At 67.2% G+C, this 18023-nt stretch carries 17 protein-coding genes; 7 read left to right on the plus strand and 10 right to left on the minus strand.

Annotated features, from left to right (window positions below; translation table 11 throughout):
- Window positions 1-4 precede the first annotated feature (4 nt).
- Window positions 5-613: a TetR/AcrR family transcriptional regulator gene (locus A5784_RS19645; protein WP_064946574.1), complete on the minus strand. Its 609-nt coding sequence runs from the start codon at window positions 611-613 to the stop codon at window positions 5-7.
- 44 nt (window positions 614-657) lie between these two features.
- Between A5784_RS19645 and A5784_RS19650 the strand changes: the two genes are divergently transcribed.
- Both A5784_RS19650 and A5784_RS19655 read left to right on the plus strand, forming a co-directional pair.
- Window positions 658-1797 carry a phosphotransferase family protein gene (locus A5784_RS19650; protein ID WP_064946575.1) on the plus strand — a complete coding sequence of 380 codons (1140 nt, stop codon included), beginning with the start codon at window positions 658-660 and terminating at the stop codon, window positions 1795-1797.
- Between the two features lie 11 nt (window positions 1798-1808).
- On the plus strand, window positions 1809-2912 hold the full coding sequence (locus A5784_RS19655; RefSeq protein ID WP_197514809.1) for an Rv3169 family protein: 1104 nt from the start codon (window positions 1809-1811) through the stop codon (window positions 2910-2912).
- A gap of 75 nt (window positions 2913-2987) precedes the next feature.
- Here the strand turns inward: A5784_RS19655 and A5784_RS19660 are convergent, their stop codons facing one another.
- On the minus strand, window positions 2988-3347 hold the full coding sequence (locus A5784_RS19660) for a DUF4345 family protein (RefSeq protein ID WP_064946577.1): 360 nt from the start codon (window positions 3345-3347) through the stop codon (window positions 2988-2990).
- 35 nt (window positions 3348-3382) lie between these two features.
- Here A5784_RS19660 and A5784_RS19665 point away from each other — a divergent pair, with 35 nt between their 5' ends.
- Entirely contained in the window at window positions 3383-4138 is a 756-nt protein-coding gene (locus tag A5784_RS19665) for an AraC family transcriptional regulator (protein WP_064946578.1), read from the plus strand.
- Window positions 4139-4203: 65 nt separating this feature from the next.
- Here A5784_RS19665 and A5784_RS19670 read toward each other — a convergent pair whose 3' ends face one another.
- Together A5784_RS19670 and A5784_RS19675 are read right to left on the minus strand one after the other, a co-directional pair.
- A complete protein-coding gene (locus A5784_RS19670; RefSeq protein ID WP_064946579.1) occupies window positions 4204-5709 on the minus strand; it encodes a flavin-containing monooxygenase in 1506 nt (501 codons plus the stop codon).
- A gap of 44 nt (window positions 5710-5753) precedes the next feature.
- On the minus strand, window positions 5754-6725 hold the full coding sequence (locus A5784_RS19675; protein ID WP_064946631.1) for a TIGR03617 family F420-dependent LLM class oxidoreductase: 972 nt from the start codon (window positions 6723-6725) through the stop codon (window positions 5754-5756).
- Between the two features lie 28 nt (window positions 6726-6753).
- On the opposite strand from A5784_RS19675, the gene A5784_RS19680 reads away from it, so the two are divergent.
- Window positions 6754-8109 (plus strand): flavin monoamine oxidase family protein, encoded by a 1356-nt coding sequence (locus A5784_RS19680; protein ID WP_064946580.1) that lies wholly within the window; start codon window positions 6754-6756, stop codon window positions 8107-8109.
- Here A5784_RS19680 and A5784_RS19685 read toward each other — a convergent pair.
- Together A5784_RS19685 and A5784_RS19690 are read right to left on the minus strand one after the other, a co-directional pair.
- Complete coding sequence (locus A5784_RS19685) at window positions 8102-9034, minus strand: alpha/beta fold hydrolase (RefSeq protein WP_064946630.1); 933 nt, start codon at window positions 9032-9034, stop codon at window positions 8102-8104. The genes A5784_RS19680 and A5784_RS19685 overlap by 8 nt on opposite strands.
- Window positions 9035-9088: 54 nt before the next feature.
- Window positions 9089-10177: an NAD(P)-dependent alcohol dehydrogenase gene (locus tag A5784_RS19690; protein ID WP_064946581.1), complete on the minus strand. Its 1089-nt coding sequence runs from the start codon at window positions 10175-10177 to the stop codon at window positions 9089-9091.
- Window positions 10178-10302: 125 nt separating this feature from the next.
- Here A5784_RS19690 and A5784_RS19695 point away from each other — a divergent pair, with 125 nt between their 5' ends.
- Complete coding sequence (locus tag A5784_RS19695) at window positions 10303-11274, plus strand: NADPH:quinone oxidoreductase family protein (protein WP_064946582.1); 972 nt, start codon at window positions 10303-10305, stop codon at window positions 11272-11274.
- A 117-nt stretch (window positions 11275-11391) separates the two neighbouring features.
- Complete coding sequence (locus A5784_RS19700) at window positions 11392-12495, plus strand: T6SS phospholipase effector Tle1-like catalytic domain-containing protein (RefSeq protein WP_064946583.1); 1104 nt, start codon at window positions 11392-11394, stop codon at window positions 12493-12495.
- Between the two features lie 50 nt (window positions 12496-12545).
- On the opposite strand, the gene A5784_RS19705 is transcribed toward A5784_RS19700, so the two are convergent.
- The gene (locus A5784_RS19705; RefSeq protein WP_082944949.1) at window positions 12546-13067 is read right to left on the minus strand and encodes a MarR family winged helix-turn-helix transcriptional regulator; all 522 of its coding nucleotides are present in this window, start codon (window positions 13065-13067) and stop codon (window positions 12546-12548) included.
- A 94-nt stretch (window positions 13068-13161) separates the two neighbouring features.
- On the opposite strand from A5784_RS19705, the gene A5784_RS19710 reads away from it, so the two are divergent.
- Complete coding sequence (locus A5784_RS19710) at window positions 13162-13581, plus strand: nitroreductase family deazaflavin-dependent oxidoreductase (RefSeq protein WP_064946584.1); 420 nt, start codon at window positions 13162-13164, stop codon at window positions 13579-13581.
- 61 nt (window positions 13582-13642) lie between these two features.
- Here A5784_RS19710 and A5784_RS19715 read toward each other — a convergent pair whose 3' ends face one another.
- The 3 genes from A5784_RS19715 to A5784_RS19725 form a co-directional block, all read right to left on the minus strand.
- Complete coding sequence (locus A5784_RS19715) at window positions 13643-14731, minus strand: nucleotidyl cyclase domain-containing protein (protein WP_064946585.1); 1089 nt, start codon at window positions 14729-14731, stop codon at window positions 13643-13645.
- Between the two features lie 114 nt (window positions 14732-14845).
- The gene (locus A5784_RS19720; protein WP_064946586.1) at window positions 14846-15856 is read right to left on the minus strand and encodes an agmatine deiminase family protein; all 1011 of its coding nucleotides are present in this window, start codon (window positions 15854-15856) and stop codon (window positions 14846-14848) included.
- Between the two features lie 70 nt (window positions 15857-15926).
- A complete protein-coding gene (locus A5784_RS19725) occupies window positions 15927-17648 on the minus strand; it encodes an amidase (RefSeq protein WP_502687524.1) in 1722 nt (573 codons plus the stop codon).
- Window positions 17649-18023 lie beyond the last annotated feature (375 nt).

Raw genomic sequence — 18023 nt, forward strand, 5'->3', positions numbered from 1 at the left:
AGAGTCACTGCCCGATGGTCACACCGTGCACCACGATCGCGGTGGTCTGGGCCACCCATTCGTCGTCGAGGTCGCTGCCCGGCCACAACAGCATTCTGAGCATGGTGGCCCCACCGATGATCTCCACGAGCCGGTCCGGGTCGACGTCCGCGTGCACCTCACCGCGGGCGATGCCGTCGACCACCCGATCGCGCACCGCGGCGAACATCCCGGTGAAGCGGGCCATCACGCGGGCGTTGAGCTCGGGGTCGGCGGCCACGTCGGCGACCAGGCCCGGCAGGGCGGCACGCACCACGGGGCTGGTGAACACGTCGCGCGCGGCACTGATCATGGCGCGCACGTCGGCGGCGATGTCGCCCGCCGGGGTGGCCAGTGCAGTCGGCGCGGCAGGGAACGCGGCCTCGTGCACGAGCTCGGCTTTGCTCGACCACCTCCGATACAGCGCGGTCTTGGTGGTCTGCGCGCGCTCGGCAACGGCGGCCATGGTGACGCTCGAATAGCCGATTTCCACAAGCAGATCCGCCGTGGCGCGCAGTATGGCGGCGTCGATGCGCGGGTCGCGGGGGCGCCCGGCGCCGGAAACCTTGCCATTCGAAGACGGGTCTGCTTTCATAACGCTACCCACAGTATCGTAATTACGTCGGGAAGGAAAAGATTGTGGCCGCTGAACGGGCCGTAGAGGACGTCGACCGACTGCAACGGTCCAGTCGGGACACCAGCGATCTGCCCGCAGTGATGTCAGAGTGGCTGGCCACCGTGATGCCCGGCGGCGTGGCACCGGACATCACCGTGGAAAGCGGCGTCGACTCCAACGGAATGTCTTCGGAGACAATCATTCTCACAGGCCGCTGGACCGAAGACTGCGAAGCCAGAGAACACCAGTGGGTGGCCCGCGTGGCGCCCACCGACGATGACGTGCCCGTATTCTCGGCGTATCGGCTGGGCGACCAGTTCGAGGTGATGCGACTGGCACGCGAACTGACCGATGTCCCCGTACCCGTGGTGCGCTGGCTGGAACCGACCGGCGAGGTATTGGGGCGGCCGTTCTTCCTGATGGACCGCGTCGACGGTGTGGTACCGCCCGACGTCATGCCCTACACGTTCGGCAACAACTGGTTCGCCGACGCCACCGCCGAGCAGCAGCGGACCCTGCAGGACTCGACCGTGCAGGTACTGGCCCAGCTGCACGCGATTCCCAACGCAGAGAAGACCTTTGACTTCCTGATCGAGGCCGATCCGCCGGGAGACAACGCACTGCGCAGGCACTTCGGCTGGCTCAAGAACTGGTACGAATTCGCCGTACCGGACATCGGCCGGTCACCGCTGGTCGAGCAGGCGCTGCACTGGCTGGAAGAGCACTTCCCCGAGGACATCGCGGCAGGCGAATCTGTACTTGTCTGGGGCGACTCGCGCATCGGCAATGTGCTCTACCAGGATTTCCAACCCGCTGCCGTTCTCGATTGGGAGATGGCCACCGTGGGCCCGCGCGAATTCGACGTCGCGTGGATCATCTACGCGCACATGGTCTTCCAGGAGCTGTGCGGCATGGCGGGCCTGCCCGGCCTGCCCGATGTGCTGCGTGAGGAAGACGTCCGCGCCACCTATCGCGAGTACAGCGGTGTCGAGGTCGGCGACCTGAAATGGTTCTACGTCTATTCCGGGGTGGTGTGGGCCTGCGTCTTCATGCGCACCGGCGCGCGCCGCGTGCACTTCGGCGAGATGGAGAAACCCGACGACGTCGAAACCCTGTTCTACCACCGGCCTTTGCTGCAACGCATGATCGAGGAGACACCATAGTGCTCGGCCCCATGGACGAATTCCCGGTACACCAGATCCCCCAGCCCATCGCGTGGCCCGGATCATCGGACCGGAATTTCTACGACCGCTCGTACTTCAACGCGCACGACCGCACCGGCGACATCTTCGTCATCACCGGCATCGGCTATTACCCCAACCTGGGGGTCAAGGATGCCTATCTGCTGGTGCGCCGCGGCGACACGCAAACCGCGGTCCATCTGTCCGATGCCATCGACCAGGACCGGTTGCACCAGCACGTCCTCGGCTACCGCGTCGAGGTCACCGAGCCTCTGCAGCAGGTGCGCATCGTGCTCGACGAAACCGACGGCATCGCAGCGGATCTCACCTGGAACGGACTGTTCGACGTCGTCCAGGAGCAGCCGCATCTGATGCGGCAGGGCAACCGCGTCACACTCGACGCGCAGCGATTCGCCCAATTGGGTTCGTGGACCGGCCATCTGGAGATCGACGGGGAGCACATCGCCGTCGACCCGGCAACGTGGATCGGCTCCAGGGACCGCTCCTGGGGAATCCGGCCGATCGGCGAGGCCGAGCCGGCAGGCCGGCCTGCTGACCCGCCGTTTGAGGGCATGTGGTGGCTCTACGTACCCATCGCGTTCGACGAGTTCTCGATCGTCATCATCATTCAGGAAGAACCCAACGGTTTCCGCTCGCTCAACGACTGCACCCGGATCTGGAAGGACGGGCGCGTCGAGCAACTCGGCTGGCCGCGCGTGAAGATCCACTACCGCTCCGGCACCCGCATCCCCACCGGCGCCACCATCGACGCGACTGATCAATCGGGTGCGGCGCTCCGTTTTGAGGTGGAATCCAAACTGCCCGTGCCGATTCACGTGGGCGGTGGCTACGGCGGTGACGTCGACTGGCTGCACGGCATGTGGAAAGGTGACCGATTCACCGAACGGCTCACCTACGACATGACCGACCCCGCGATCATCGGCAGAGCCGCGTTCGGCGTCATCGACCACGTCGGCCGCGCGGTGTGCACCGAAGGCAACGGTGCACCCGTGGAGGGCTGGGGTCTGTTCGAGCACGGCGCGTTGGGCCGCCACGACCCGTCGGGTTTCACGGACTGGCTGACCGTCGCCCCCTAGTTTTCTTGCGCGAGCAGACGTAAAGGTTCGCGACACGCCGGGATAACGGGACCTTGGTGTCTGTTCGCGGGGGAACTAGGCCACCGACATCAACGCGGCAGCGGCGCCGGCCTCGACCAGGCAGTAGAACCAGTTGGGGTAGAACGACGTTCGCACGTCGATCACCCCAGAGATGATGCGGCCCAACGCCATTCCCGCCAGGGCGGCGGCCACGGTGATCACGATCCCGGTGCGCAGCTGTCCCGACGTAACGGCGGCATAGCCGAGGATGGCGGCCATCGCCAGGCCGAATCCGCCATAGACCGCACGCACCTCGGCGCGGGCAGTGGATTGCCCGGGCACCAGACCGAACGGGCGCAGCAGCGCTGTCGGGGCGGCCATGGCGTAGAGCCCCATCCCTGCGAAGAACACGCCGACGGCGACGATCACGACCACGGTAGCCTCCTGTTCGAAATGACCAGGAGTCCAGCATGTCGTCCGACGCCGCTCTCGCGCTTCCACAAACCTGCTGTCCGACGGTGTGGTTGTGGCCGGGCCAGGCGCTCTACTCCGGGCCCGGCCTTGGCCTCGAGCCGCATTCCGGGTCGGTCTGGTGTCTGGCCGTCGGGGTCGACGCACCGCTGACCGTCACCGTTGAGGGCAACGTCACCGTCGCCCGGAGCGTGCTGATTCCGCCGCGGCTGACTCATCACCTGTCGATGCACGGCGCGATGGTGTCGTGTTACCTCGACCCCAGCTCACCGCGCAGCGCGTCGTGCCGGCAGCAGTTCGCCACGCTCCGGGGTCGTATCGGTGTGGGTCACGTGAACCAACAGGCACTGACGGTCGCGCCACACGACGACGCGTCCGCCCGCCACTGGCTCGAGGTGGCAACGCCCGACGTGCTGCACGTGATCGATCCGCGGATTGCACTGGTGACCAAGCAGATTCGGGACGACCCGGCCGCCACAGTGTCAGCACGCGAGTTGGCAGCAACCGCAGCGCTGTCCGAATCGCGCTTCCTGCACCTGTTCCGCAGTGAGATGGGCACCAGCCTGCGGCGCTACCGGATGTGGAGTCGGCTGATATTGGCGGGTACCGCCGTGGCGGCCGGTCACGATCTGACCACGGCGGCCGCCGATTCCGGGTTCGCCAGCCCGTCGCACCTCGCGGACAGCTTCAAGGCCACGTTTGGATTGTCAGCGACGCAGCTGTTGAGCTCCGGGATACGCATCCGCATACCGTGACGAGCGTGCGCAACGTGCTGCTGGAATACGGCGTGTTGGGCAGCAGACACGCACGCTCGCGGTGCCTAGGCGACGGACTCGGACTCAGGCGCGGACTTGGTCTGGGCGACAGCGGGTGCACGACCGAACACCATCGACTCCTCGATGCGGTCGAAGCGGTGGTCGATGGCGTCGAGCACATAGTTGTGCCGAACGTGCCATGGTCGCTTGGTGCCCGACCGAGGTAGCGCATGTTCGGAGCGCTGGATGTAGCCAGCCTCCAGATCCCAGGTCCGCTTCTCCTGCATGGGGCCCGGTCCCCGGTGCGGGTAGGCGTGCGTATACCCGTGGGAATCCATGTAGGCCAACAACTTCGCCACGGCGCGGGCGGTCATGTCGGCGCGCAGCGTCCACGACGCGTTGGTGTATCCGATGCACCACGCCATGTTGGGTACGTCTTCGAGCAGGGACTCCTTGTAGACGAAGCGCTCGGTCGGCTTCACCTCGGTACCGTCGATGCTCAGGGTGATGCCGCCGAGGGCCTGCAACTGTAAACCCGTTGCGGTGACGATGATGTCGGCGTCGACGCGGTCACCTGAGCGCAATACGATGCCGCCGGCGTCCACGTGGTCGATGTGATCGGTCACCACGTCGGCGCGTCCGGAACTGATCTGTTCGAACAGGTCACCGTCGACCACAAAGCACATGCGTTGATCCCACGGGTTGTACCGCGGCTTGAAATGCACGTCGACGGGGTAGCCGGCCGGCAACGCGGTGGTGGTGCGGTTACGGATCAGCCTGCGCCCGAAGTCCGGTGCCTTGCGGAACATGAGGTACAGCAGCACTTGGATCATCGCGTTGCGGAACCGCACAACCTGGTGGGACACCCTGCGCGGCAGGCTCTTCCGGATCCGCTGGACCACCGGGTCGATCCGCGGCATCGACAACATGTAGGTCGGAGACCGCTGCAGCATGGTGACGTGCGCGGCGCGCAGGGCCAGCACCGGTATCAGGCTGATCGCTGTCGCGCCACTGCCGATGACCACCACCCGCTTATCGGTGTAGTCGATGGCCTCCGGCCAGAACTGTGGGTGCACCACCTCGCCGCGAAAGTTATCGATTCCCGGAAAGTCCGGTGTGTATGGCTCGTCGTAGTTGTAGTAGCCGCTGCCGAAGAACAGGAACCGCGCCCGGTAGGTCCGCGTCTGCCCGTCGTGCTGCGCCTGCACGGTCCAGGTGTCGGTCGACGAGTTCCAATCCGCCGACAACACATGGGTGTTGAACCGGATGTGGCGGTCGATGCCGTGTTTGTGCGCGGTTTCGGTGAGGTAGTCGCGGATATCGGCACCGTCGGCGACGGTCTCGGGCCTCGTCCACGGTTCGTACGGGAAGCTGAGCGTGAAGATGTCGCTGTCGGAACGGATTCCCGGATAGCGGAACAGGTCCCAGGTGCCGCCGATGCGCGCGCGCCGCTCCAGAATCGCGTATGTCAGGTGAGGGTTCTTCTCATGGATGCGGTAGGCCGCACCGATACCGGAGATACCGGCCCCGATGATGAGCACGTCCGTGTAATCGGGTTCTGTGGCCGCCATGCGAACCTCCTTTGGTCCCGCTGCGTACCATCCACATTAAGACCTCAGGTGCGGAGTGCGTCAACGATCTCGGCCAGCGAATCGACCGGGATGGGGCTGGGCTGATACAGGCACACCCGATCGGACACCCCGCGCACCCGGTCGCGGATGTGCGTGGCGATCTCGCTCGGGCTACCGCATGCGGCGATGGTGTGCAGCATGTCGTCATCGATCAGCGAACCCATGTCCTGCCACCGGCCCTGCTTGGACAGCGCATTGAGCTCGGGTTGCAGGTCGCCCCAGCCGTGCACGTCGAGCACGGGCCGATACGCCGGCGTCGACCCGTAGAACGCCAGCAGCCGCCGCGTCGCGTCGTGATCGTCTCCTACCGACACGATGATCTCCGGGACCACCGCGAAATCAGCGAGTTCGCGACCAGAGGCGCTCAGCCCGTCCCGCACTGCGGGCAGCGTCACGTCGTGCAGAAACCGTCGCGAACCGAACGGCATGACCAGCAGCCCGTCGGCGAACTGGGCAGTCGCCCGCGTCAGCCGCGGCCCGAGCGCACCCACGTAGATCGGTGGCGGACCGTAGGGGTTGTCCCGCGGCGTGAACGTGGGAGTCATCAGCGTGTGCCGGTAGAACTCGCCGTGAAAGTTCAGCCGTTCGCCCGTCTGCCAGGCTTCGAAGATCGCTCGCAGCGCGGCGATGAGTTCGGTCATCCGGGCCACCGGGCGGTCGAAATCGGTGCCGTAGCGCTTTTCGATCTGGGTCCGGATCTGCGTGCCCAACCCAAGGGTGAATCGGCCGCCGGAGAGCAATTGATGGTCGACGGCCTGATGGGCCAGCTGAATGGGATTGCGCGGAAACGCGATTGCGACGTTGGTCAGCAGGTCCAGGTCACCGACGGTCGAGGCCAACGTCAACGGTGCGAACACGTCGTGCGGGCCTTCGAAGGTGAAAACGCCGCTGGCACCGGCTTCCCGGAGTGCGTGAGCCCGCTCGATCGCGTCCGTCGGCCCGAACAACGCCGTCAGCACCTGCATGGCGTGAGAGCCTAGTCAGATGAGCATCCCAACCAACGCCGACGTCGTCGTGGTGGGGGCCGGATTCGCCGGGCTGGCGGCCGCCCGCCAACTGGAGAGCCTCGGGCACGACGTGCTGGTGCTCGAGGGCCGCGACAGGGTCGGGGGCCGGTCGTCCACCACCACCATCGCCGGTGTCCCGGTGGACCTGGGCGGCACGTTCGTCGGCCCGACGCAGGACGCGGTGCTGAAGCTGGCCGCCGAGCTGGGTTGCGAGACCGTGCCGACGTACTGTCGCGGCAAGAACCTGATCCGCTGGCACGGCAAGGTGCGGTCCTACCGCAGCACCATCCCGAAACTGTCGATCATCGAGCTGGTCGACGTCTCCCGTATCCAATGGCGGTTCGAGCGGCTGCGCCGTCAGGTCCGCGTGTCCGAACCGTGGAGCGGCGCCACTGCCCGCAAACTCGACCAGATCACCATGGAGCGCTGGCTGCGGTCGGTGCACGCCGGCGCCTCGACGCGCAATCTCATGGCGATCGTGTCCCGGGTCACCTGGGGTGCCGAGCCGGATGAGGTATCGATGCTGCATGCCGTGCGCTACATCAGAGCCGCCGGCGGGTTGGGCCGATTGCTCGACGTCAAGGGCGGTGCTCAGCAGGACCGCTTCCCGGGTGGCACCCAGCAGATCGCGCTGCGGATGGCTGAGGGACTGGGTGAGCGCGTCGCGCTCGGAACGCCCGTGCAGCGCATCGAGCGCCGACCGGACGGCGGCGTCGTGGTCGGCCACGCGGGAGGGCAGGTGTCGGCCCGTGCGGTGATCGTGGCGATCGCACCCCAGCATCGCGCACAGATCACGTTCGACCCGCCGCTGCCCACGCAGTACACGGAGCTGACCAAGCACTGGCCACAGGGCACGTTGAGCAAGGCGTATGCCGCCTACGACAAGCCGTTCTGGCGGGCAGGCGGCTGCTCAGGTGAGGCGTTGTCCGACGAGGGGCCCGTGTTCATCACCTTCGACGTCAGCCCCGAAGACGGGCCCGGCATCCTGCTGGGGTTCACCGACGCCCGCGCGTTCGACCCGCTGCCCGCCGACGAACGACGCGACCAGGCGCTCGCCGGCTTCGCCACATTGTTCGGCAAGGCCGCGTTGAAACCGATCGACTATATCGACCACTGTTGGGGCACAGAAGAATTCGCCCCGGGCGGACCGACAGCGGCCGTGCCGCCGAAGTCCTGGACCACCTACGGGCCCTGGCTGCGCAAACCGGTGGACGGCATCTTCTGGGCCGGCACCGAGACGGCCGACCGGTGGACGGGGTTTCTCGACGGCGCCGTGCGCTCCGGGCAACGCGCGGCCACCGAGGTCGCTGAGGCGCTCGCGCGCCCTAACTGACGCGTTCGTGTGTTGCCACCGAGTCGGCCAGTACACGCAGCTGCTGGTTGACCTGCTCGGGGCGCTCCAAGATGGCGCAGTGGCCGCCGGTGAGCTCGATGAACGCCGCCAGGTTGGGTGCGTCCGCGGCGATCCGGCGGGACGCGTTGATCGGCAGCAACCGGTCCTGAGCACTGCCGATCACCAGGGTGGGCACCGCCAGGTTGCGCAGCGAGATGTGCTGCGAGCCGAGGTTGTCCACCAGCACGCGGGCCCAGCCGCCCCGTCCCGCGGCCGGGGTCGAGGCGAACAACTCGTAGACGCACTGCGCGACCCACGGGTCGGCGTCGCGCCCCACGGCCAGGTAGGACACGAACCGCTTGTTGGGGCCGTCAGCCAAGCGCGGCACCGGCGTCGCGCCGAAGGTCTTGAGCAGGGTTCCGGCCGCCAGGATCCGGGTTGCACTCAACGGCGCGGGAACCTGCGCGAGCTGCACGTCGCGCAGGAGGTCTCCGGTGGTGGTGTTGATCAACGCGACCGCGGCAGCGCACTGGCGCACCCGGTGCGGATAGCGCTGCGACCACGCACTGATCGCGATGCCACCCATCGAATGGCCGGCGATCACCGCCCGCTCCCCCGGTGCGAGGGCAGCGTCCAGCACCGCGTCCAGATCGCCGGCCAGGTGGTTGAGGCTGTAGCCGCGGCGCCCCCGCGGCGTCTCGCTGCGGCCGTGCCCACGGTGGTCATAGGCGATGACGCGGTGGTCGGTGGCCAAGTCGGCGATCTGGTGCGCCCACACCTTGATGGCGCAGGTGATGCCGTGCGCCAGCACGATCGGCTGACCGTCGGCCGGGCCGAACACCTGGGCATGCAGCCGGACACCGTCGGTGCCGCGGACCTGCAGCGGACGCCCCGGGGGTAGCTGGGGAAGAGCTGCAGCGGTCATCGATGCTCCGATCGTCGGCGTCGTTGCCTTGCGGAAGTGCACTGAACTGGCAGCCTACCTGCCGGTGACCAGTACCGGTTTGACCACATCACCGGCCTTGGCAGCGGCCCACGCCCGGTCGAAGTCGTCGAACGGGTAGGTCGTCACGAGCTTGTCCAACGGCAGCTCCCCGCGGCGATACAGCTCCGCAAGCCGGGGTATGAATGTTTGCGGTTCACTGTCGCCCTCGACCACTCCGCGCACCGCCAGGCCCTTGCCCATGATGAGCGCGACAGGCAGCTCGGCGGTCAGCGCACCGAGGCCGAGCAGCGCCAGGGACCCGCGCGTGCGCAGGACCCCGACCGCCGTGGCGATCACGTCGGGCCGTGCGGTGGTGTCCACCGCGGCTGCCGCTCCCCCGGTGACGTCGAGCACCGCGGCAGCAACGTCGACGCTGGCCGGGTCGATGGTGGCGGTGGCGCCCAATTCCGTTGCCAGCGTGCGTCGTTGCTCGATGGGGTCGACGGCGACGATGGTCCGGCAACCGGCGATGCGGGCGGCCATGACCGATGACAGGCCCACAGCTCCGGCGCCGAAGACGACGAGTGAATCGTCCGCGCCGGGCGTGAGCACGTTGAGCACCGCGCCCACCCCGGTCTGCACACTGCAGCCCAGCGGCGCCGCCAGGGCCGGATCGATCGGCTCCGGCAATGCCACCGCATTGCGGCTGCGGGCGATGGCGTGGGTGGCGAAACTGGACTGGCCGAAAAAGCCTGCGGTGATCGGCGCTCCATCGAGGCGCAGCGCGCTGGACTCGTCGCGACGCCCACCCCGCATGTTGAGGTCGGTGGCGTGATCGCAGTAGGCCGGCCTGTCGGCGGCACAGTTGGAGCAGTCGCCGCAGCTCGCGAACGTGAGCACCACCTGCTCACCGACCCTGCGTTCGGCCTGCGGTCCCGTCGCGACCACGGTCCCGGCGCCTTCGTGCCCGAATACCATCGGCACCTTGCGGAATCGGGCGGCGACGCTGATGTCGGTGTGACAGATGCCGACCGCATCGATGCGCACCAGCACCTCGTCGCCCACAGGTTCGCGCAACTGGACGTCGGTCAGGCACGGATCGGCTCCCGCGTCGAGCAGGACCGCGGCGCGGGCTGTGAGCATCGGCTGATGCTAGGACACCAACTTGACACCTGTCGAGAGTGGTCGCGGTTTTCCGGACCGGACGAGAACCCCCGCGGGCGGCAGGCGCAGAATTGGGCCCGACCCGACACAGAAATGAGGCCTCGATGCGCGCAGCACAGATCACCCGGCTCGATGGACCGTCGGCCGTACAGCTGGCCGAGATCGACGAACCGGCCGGGGGCGACGGGGTGGTCGTCGACGTTCATGCGGCCGGAGTGGCTTTCCCCGACGCGCTGCTGACCCGCGGCCTCTACCAATACAAGCCGGAGCTGCCGTTCACCCCCGGTGCCGAGGTCGCAGGCGTGGTGCGCAGCGCCCCGGCGGGAGCGCACGTGGCGGCCGGTGACCGGGTGCTCGGGCTGACCATGCTGTCCGGCGGGATGGCCGAAGTGGTTGTGCTGCCGCCGGATCGGGTGTTCGCGCTGCCTGATTCGGTGTCGTTCGAATCCGGGGCAGGCATCTTGTTCAACGACATGACCGTGCATTTCGCGCTGCGCACCAGAGGCCGGCTGGCCTCGGGGGAAACCGTTCTGGTGCACGGCGCGGCCGGCGGGATCGGCACCGCGGCGCTGCGATTGGCACCCGCGCTGGGCGCGGCACGGACCATCGCCGTGGTGTCCACCGAGGAGAAGGCCGAGATCGCCAGGGCGGCAGGGGCTTCCGACGTGGTGCTGGCCGACGGCTTCCGCGACGCCGTGAAGGAGCTCACGGCCGGGCGCGGGGTCGACGTCGTCGTCGATCCGGTTGGCGGTGACCGGTTCACCGACTCGCTGCGCTCGTTGGCGGTGGGAGGCCGACTGCTGGTCATCGGGTTCACCGGTGGCGAAATCCCCACCGTGAAAGTGAACCGGTTGCTCCTCAACAACGTCGACGTGGTCGGCGCCGGATGGGGCGCGTGGACCTTCACCCACCCGGGCTACCTGGCCGAACAGTGGGCCGAGCTGCAACCGCTGCTTGCCGACGGCGCCATCGCGGCGCCGACCCCCGAGGTCTATCCGCTGGAGCGCGCGGGCGACGCCATCGCCGCGCTGGAAAACCGCAGCGCCAAGGGCAAAGTGGTGCTGCGCCTGCGCTGAGTTCTGGTTGCGCACGCAACGACTTCGGAAACGGCCGACGCCGAATGTCGATCATTTGCGTTCTGGCACAGTCAAACTTGCTTCGATACCGGTCGGCCATCCGGGCGAGGGAGTGACATGCCGAAACGTTTGGTGGTGTGCTGCGACGGCACGTGGAACACCCCCGATCAACTGGCCCCGACCAATGTCACCAAGATCGCCCTCGCGGTGGCCGATCACGACGCCAAGGGAATCGAGCAGCGCGTCTTCTACTCCCTGGGTGTCGGCACCGGTCGCGGCGAGCGCGTCATCGGTGGCGCGTTCGGATACGGGCTGTCGCACAACGTCATCGAGGCCTACCGGTTCCTGGTGGAGAACTACGCCCCGGGTGACGAACTGTTCTTCTTCGGCTTCAGCCGCGGCGCCTTCACCGCGCGCAGCACCGCCGGCTTCGTCCGTAACGCCGGCATTCTGCGGCCGCAGCACACCAACCGGATCGACGACGCGTACGCGCTCTATCGCGACCGCACCAGCAAGACCCACCCGCGCAGCACCGAATCGACACTGTTCCGCCGCTCGTACTCCTACGAATCGCGGATCCGTTTCATCGGCGTCTGGGACACCGTCGGCGCACTGGGAATTCCAGTGAGCGGATTCGGTCTGGCCAAGCTCGTCAACGAGAGATGGGCGTTTCACGACACCGCGCTGAGCAGCTACGTCGACGCGGCCTTCCAGGCGCTGGCCATCGACGAGAAGCGCGGGCCCTTCCAGCCGACACTGTGGGCCAAACAGCCGGATCCGCCGAAAGATCAACGGGTGGAGCAGGTGTGGTTCTCCGGCGTGCACTCCGATGTCGGCGGGGGCTATCCGGACCACGATCTGAGCGATATCGCACTGCTGTGGATGGTGGGTCGAGCGCGTGGCTACGGTCTGGTCTTCGACCCCACCGCGTTCGATCAGCGTTCGCCCGGCGCGGGACCGCCGGCCGTCGAGGACGAAACGCTCGCCACCCGAACGCAGGTGTACCCCGACGCGTTCGGTCAGATGCACGAAACCCGCACGGGCATGTACCGCTTGATCCGGCCCTACATCCGTCAGCCCGGAAGCACCGACCCCGACAACGAATACGTCGCGTCGAGCGCGGTGACCCGCAGTCGTACCTTGGCGCCCTACGCGACGACCACGCTGGGATTCGTCGACGGCCGTCCACGCACCATGTCGGTGCGGTACCTACGACGTTGACGCCGGGCTGCGCGGGTGATTCCGCCCGAACAAGACTGACAGTCGCCGCGCTACAGCGGGACGAGCCCGCGCCGTCCGATGGTGTATTCGCCTCCCACGTGTGCGTGCAGATCACGCAGTCCCTGCGCGCACACCGCCCGCACGTCGGGGTCAAGATGCTCCAGAAGTGCCGCCAGCTCACGACGCCTGCGGCGAATCACCTTGCGCGCCAAGGCCCGACCGGAAGGCGACAGATCAAGAATCACCACGGTGCGGTTGCCCGGGTCGGCGCGGCGCACCAGATGCCCGGATTCGGTGAGCCGGTCGGCCAGCCTGGTAACTGACGACGCAGCCAAGCCCAGCGCACGGGCCACCTCGACCGACGAGCACGGCCCGTTCTCGTAGACCACGAGCAGCAGCCGGAACTGCGGCAGCGACAGGTCATCGCCCAGCTGATCGATGCTGCGCAGCGCGACACCCGCGAGGTCTCGCGTGGCCACCTCGAACGCCTTCACCTCGTCGCGGCTCGCCGGTCGCCGCTTACCGCCGGTAGCCGCGGGCGTCGGCTCGTGCACTTCCTGGTGTTGGGCCATCGGACCATTGCAGCACCAATCGAATCCAACCGCATCGATCACCGCGCGCCGGTGCCTGCGGAATAGCACGCCAAGGCCTGATGTTGCGATCGGCGTGACTGATGCCGAGCTGAGCCCCACCGAATGGGTACGCGAACAGACCGAACAGATCCTCAAACAGGGCACCACCGACGGCGTCGAGATCCTCGACCGCCCCGTGGTCCTGTTCACCACGACGGGCGCGAAGTCCGGCAAGAAGCGGTACGTGCCGCTGATGCGGGTGGAAGAGAACGGCAAGTACGCGATGGTCGCGTCGAAGGGCGGCGCGCCGGAACATCCTTCGTGGTACTTCAACGTCAAGGCCAACCCGGCGGTGACGGCACAGGATGGCGACAAGGTCGTGCAGTTGACCGCACGCGAGCTCACCGGCGACGAGCGTGAGCATTGGTGGAAGCTGGCCGTCGAGGCGTATCCGCCGTACGCCGAGTACCAGACCAAGACCGACCGGCAGATCCCCGTCTTCGTGGTCGAGTAGCAACCCCCGACATCTGACCCGTCGGCGCATTGCGCCGACGGGTTTTTCGCACACCCGCCAGTTAGTCGGGCGCCTCGCCGCCGCAGGCCAGCGTCGGGTAGTAGGCACTGGTGACCCGGTTGCCACCGCCGTCCCTGGACTGCTGCATGGCCCGGGTCGCCAATGTCACGAGCGTGTCGACGACCTCCTCGGCCGGCAGGTCCGCCGCGGTGCGCAGGGGGCTGCATACCGACCCGATGCTCGTGGTCAGCCGCATCTCGGTGGTTTTGATCGATCCCCGGATTCGTCCGACCAGCGGCGAGGGATCGTTGGTTTTGAAGACGTCTGCGATGAGGAAGTCGGTATCGCTGACGTGCGCGAGCGGCACCTTGTGCCGAATGGTCTCATGCAGTGCGCGGCCGACGGCCACCCGCGCGCTCAGCGTGCCGTGCATGCCTTCCATGTGGGTGAGCAGTTCCATGTCGTCGATGGACACCGCCACCACGACGAGGTACTGGTCGTCGTGGCGGCTTGCCGCGCCGAACATCGTCGCCGCCGCGATGTCGAAGGCCTCGCGATTGAGCAGCCCGGTCAGTGGCTCGATTTCGTTCGGATGCCGCATGGCATCCGGGTCGATGAGGCGCACCGCCATCCGGCACATCAGCGACGTAAACGTCAGGACGAGAGTGACGACGATCGCGCCGGCCAAGCCCAGCAGCAGGTCGATCATCCCCACGCGCACCGAGAGATACAGAACGACGAGTTCGCCGACCGCCAAAGTCAACGCCCATACCCGCCGACTGTGCAGGAAAGCTGCGTAGCTGGTGAGCATCGCGTAGATCGACATGCCGAGCAGACCGATCATCGGGCTGGTCAGCAGCAGGCACGTGACGATGATGCCGAGGGCGCCGACGACGACGATCATCCACGACTCGGTGCGGCTCGGCCATTGCAGCCGCCACCAGCGCCACGCCATCACAATCCCGCCCAGGGTCACCAGGCCCGCCACGTAGCGCTCCGGGCCGTGCGGCCCCATCGAACTGGCAAGCAGCAGCAGCGGCACGACGCTCAACGCGAGCATCGACGCCGCGTTGAGGCGACGCATCCGGGTACGCAACCCGAGAGTCGCCAGGTGTGCGGTGCGTCCGTAGTAATGGTCGTACGGGCTCATGTCGCAACCACCACACCGATGGTTGCCACGGATGGTCGTCGCCCTTGGCGGCTCAAGACATACGCCACCGCCGCATTCTCCCACCCTCGCCCGGCAAGGGCACGCGCCACGGCGTTATCTGGCCGACGGCTGGTTCTGGGTGATGCAGTGGACGCCGCCGCCACGCTCGAACAACGGCCTGGCGTCCACCGTCACGATGCTCCGGCCCGGGTACTGCTCGCTGAGGATCGCCACCGCGGTTTCGTCGACGGTGTCGCCGAAACTGCACGCGATCACCCCACCGTTGACCACCAGGTGGTTGATGTAGCTGTAGTCGACGAAACCTTCGGCATCGGTCAGCGTCGCGGGGGCGGGCATTTCGGTGATCTCCCAGGATCTGCCCGCGGCGTCGTGGCTGCGTTCCAAGACCGCGCGGACCTCCTTGCTGACGAGGTAGTCCGGGTGATTGGGATCCTGCTGCGTGTGCAGCAGCAGTCGGCCCGGTGCCGTGATCGCCGCGACGATGTCGACGTGGCCGCGGGTGCCGTAGCGCTCGGAGTCGCGGGTCAGCCCCCGGGGAAGCCAGATCGCGTGGGTCGCCCCGATGGTGCGGGCCAGTTCGGCCTCGACGTCGGCGCGGGTCAAGCCCGGGTTGCGCCCAGGGTCGAGTTGCACGGTCTCGGTGACCAGCACCGTGCCCTCGCCGTCGACCTGGATGCCGCCGCCCTCATTGACCAGCGGCGAGCTGATGACAGGGACGCCGGCCAGCCCCGCCACCGTGGCACCGATCTTCTCGTCGCGGTCCCATTGCGCCCAGTCCTGGGCGCCCCAACCGTTGAACACCCAGTCCACGGCAGCGACCGAGCCGTCCGCGCGGTGCACGAATGTGGGGCCGATATCGCGCATCCAGGCGTCGTTGAGTGGGGCTTCGACGATGTCGATGTCTGCCGACAGGTACTTCTGGGCCGCGGTTAGTTCGCCCGGGTCGACGACTACGGTGACCGGTTCGAACCCGGCGACGGCATGCGCGACCGCCGCCCAGGCGGATCGGGCCTCATGGTGTTCGGCTTCGGTGTCCCCCAGCGAGTAGCCCTCGCTGGGGAACGCCATCCAGACCCGGTCCTGCGCGGCCGTCTCGGCCGGCATGAGTGTGGGTGTATCGGTCACTGGTCCTCCTCGGCTGTCGTCGACAGCGTCTGCAAATGTGGTCTGTGAACTACGGAAGGGGCGGGGTTCGCGGTGGCACGGTACGCCGGTTCCCGGTCGCTTCGAACGCTGCGGCCAGCGACAGCAGCGCGGTGTCGTCGTAGGCGCGGCCCGCGAACGTCAGACCGACCGGCATGCCGATGTCGGCCATGGTGCCCATCGGGACGGTCACCGTCGGGATGCCCAGGTGTCGCGGCACCAGATTGCCGTTGGCCACCCACACGCCGTTGCGCCAGCCGAGGTCGGCCGAGGCTTCATTGACGTCCATGTCGGCGGGACCGACGTCGGCGACGGTCGGGAAGATCACCGCGTCCAGGCCGAGCCCGGACATCCACTCCTCGAGGTCGATCCGGCGGGTTTCCTCCAGCCCCCGCAGGCCTTCCTCCAGGTGCGGGATCTTGGTGAAGTCCTCGATCGGATGCTCGCGGATGAAGTCGGGATAGGTGGTGATGTCGTCGCCGAATCCCTCGGCGCGATCTGGCAGCGCACCCTCGGGATGAACCCAGATGAGTGCGCCGTCGACGTCGGCGAGCCGATTGAGCTTCGGGTCGTCGTTGGCCCGCAGGAAGTCGTCCCAGGACCACGCCGACAGGTCCAGGATCTCGCGGTCCAGGAACTCCTTGCTGATCAGGCCCCGGGTACGCACAGTCGGGGCCCCGGGCCGGTCCCCCTCGTAGTTGGAGACCACGGGGAAGTCGACCAGCACGACCTCGGCTCCGGCGGCCTCCAGGTCGGCCTTGGCCGCGTTGAACAGGTCGATGACCGACTGGCGGGTCTCGATCTTCTGTCCGGTGGCGCCGCCGATACCCGGCTGCTCGCTGGTGCCGGCCTCGGGGTCGGCATTGACATACATTCGGGGAACGCCGAACTTCTTGCCCGACAGCGCTTTTCGGGCTGCTTCAGCGCCCTGTGGCGCCAATGCCGGGTAGGAGTCGGGCCGCACGTCCGACGCCTTGGGAATCTCTACCCACGACTGCGCCCGCCAGAAGTCTCCACGGGTGTCGGGGTCGTCGGCGACGATGATGTCGAGCACCTCGAACATGTCGGCCATGGTCCGGGTGTGGGGTACGACGACGTCCATGGTGGGCACCAGCGGCCAGTTGCCCCGCACCGAGATCACCCCACGCGACGGGGTGTAGGCGCACAAGGCGTTGTTCGTCGCGGGGGCGCGTCCGCTCGACCAGGTCTCCTCGCCCAGGCCGAACGCGGCGAAGCTCGCGGCGGTGGCCGTTCCCGAGCCGTTGGACGAGCCTGAACCGAAGGCCGAGGTGAGGTAGTCACCGTTGTAGGGACTTTCCGCACGTCCGTAGACACCGCGCTGCATACCGCCGTTGGCCATCGGCGGCATGTTGGTCAGCCCGATCAGCACCGCCCCGGCCGCACGCAACCGCTCGATGGTGAACGCGTCGCGCTGCGCCACCAGATGTTCGAACGCATGGGCGCCCGCCGCCGCGGTGAGCCCTTTCGCCAGGTAGCTGTCCTTCGCTGTGTACGGGATACCGTCGAGTGGCCCGAGTGTCTGTCCGCCGGCGCGCCGCTGATCGGAGGCTTTGGCGTTGGCCAAGGCATCGGGGTTCATCACCACGAGAGCGTTCAGCCGGGGGCCGTTGCGGTCGTAGGCGTCGATGCGCTCGAGGTATCGCTGCACAAGCTCTTCGCTGGTCACCGATCCGTCTTCGAGCGCGCGCCGAAGCCGCGCAATGTCGGCCTCCACAACATCAAAGCGCGTCACTGGGGAAACCATCCTTCCAGGGTCCGTCGATCCGGCATCAGCGCTGACCACGTGCCGGGTGTCGGCTAGACACTAATTGGTGGCGCAGCTGTGCGAAGGCATTTGCCGCGACGTTCCGGTCACCGGACACCTGTCTTGCAAAGACCGTAACGTGCTGCTCAGTGGGCGTATGAGCGCTGGAGTGGATGCAGCGTAGCCGCGGCCGCGCGATCGGTTCACCCACCGCTATGCCGGTGCGCGCAAGGAATGCTCTCAGCCTCCTGAAAACTCTTGCGGTGGGGCATATTCCGATCCGAGTCGGGCTAATGGTGTTGACAGTTCTCACATTCCGTCTACACCTCGGCACCCGGAGCCGGCGGCAAACAAATCCCAGTC

It is taken from the genome of Mycobacterium sp. 852013-50091_SCH5140682, from assembly GCF_001665685.1.
Taxonomy (GTDB): domain Bacteria; phylum Actinomycetota; class Actinomycetes; order Mycobacteriales; family Mycobacteriaceae; genus Mycobacterium.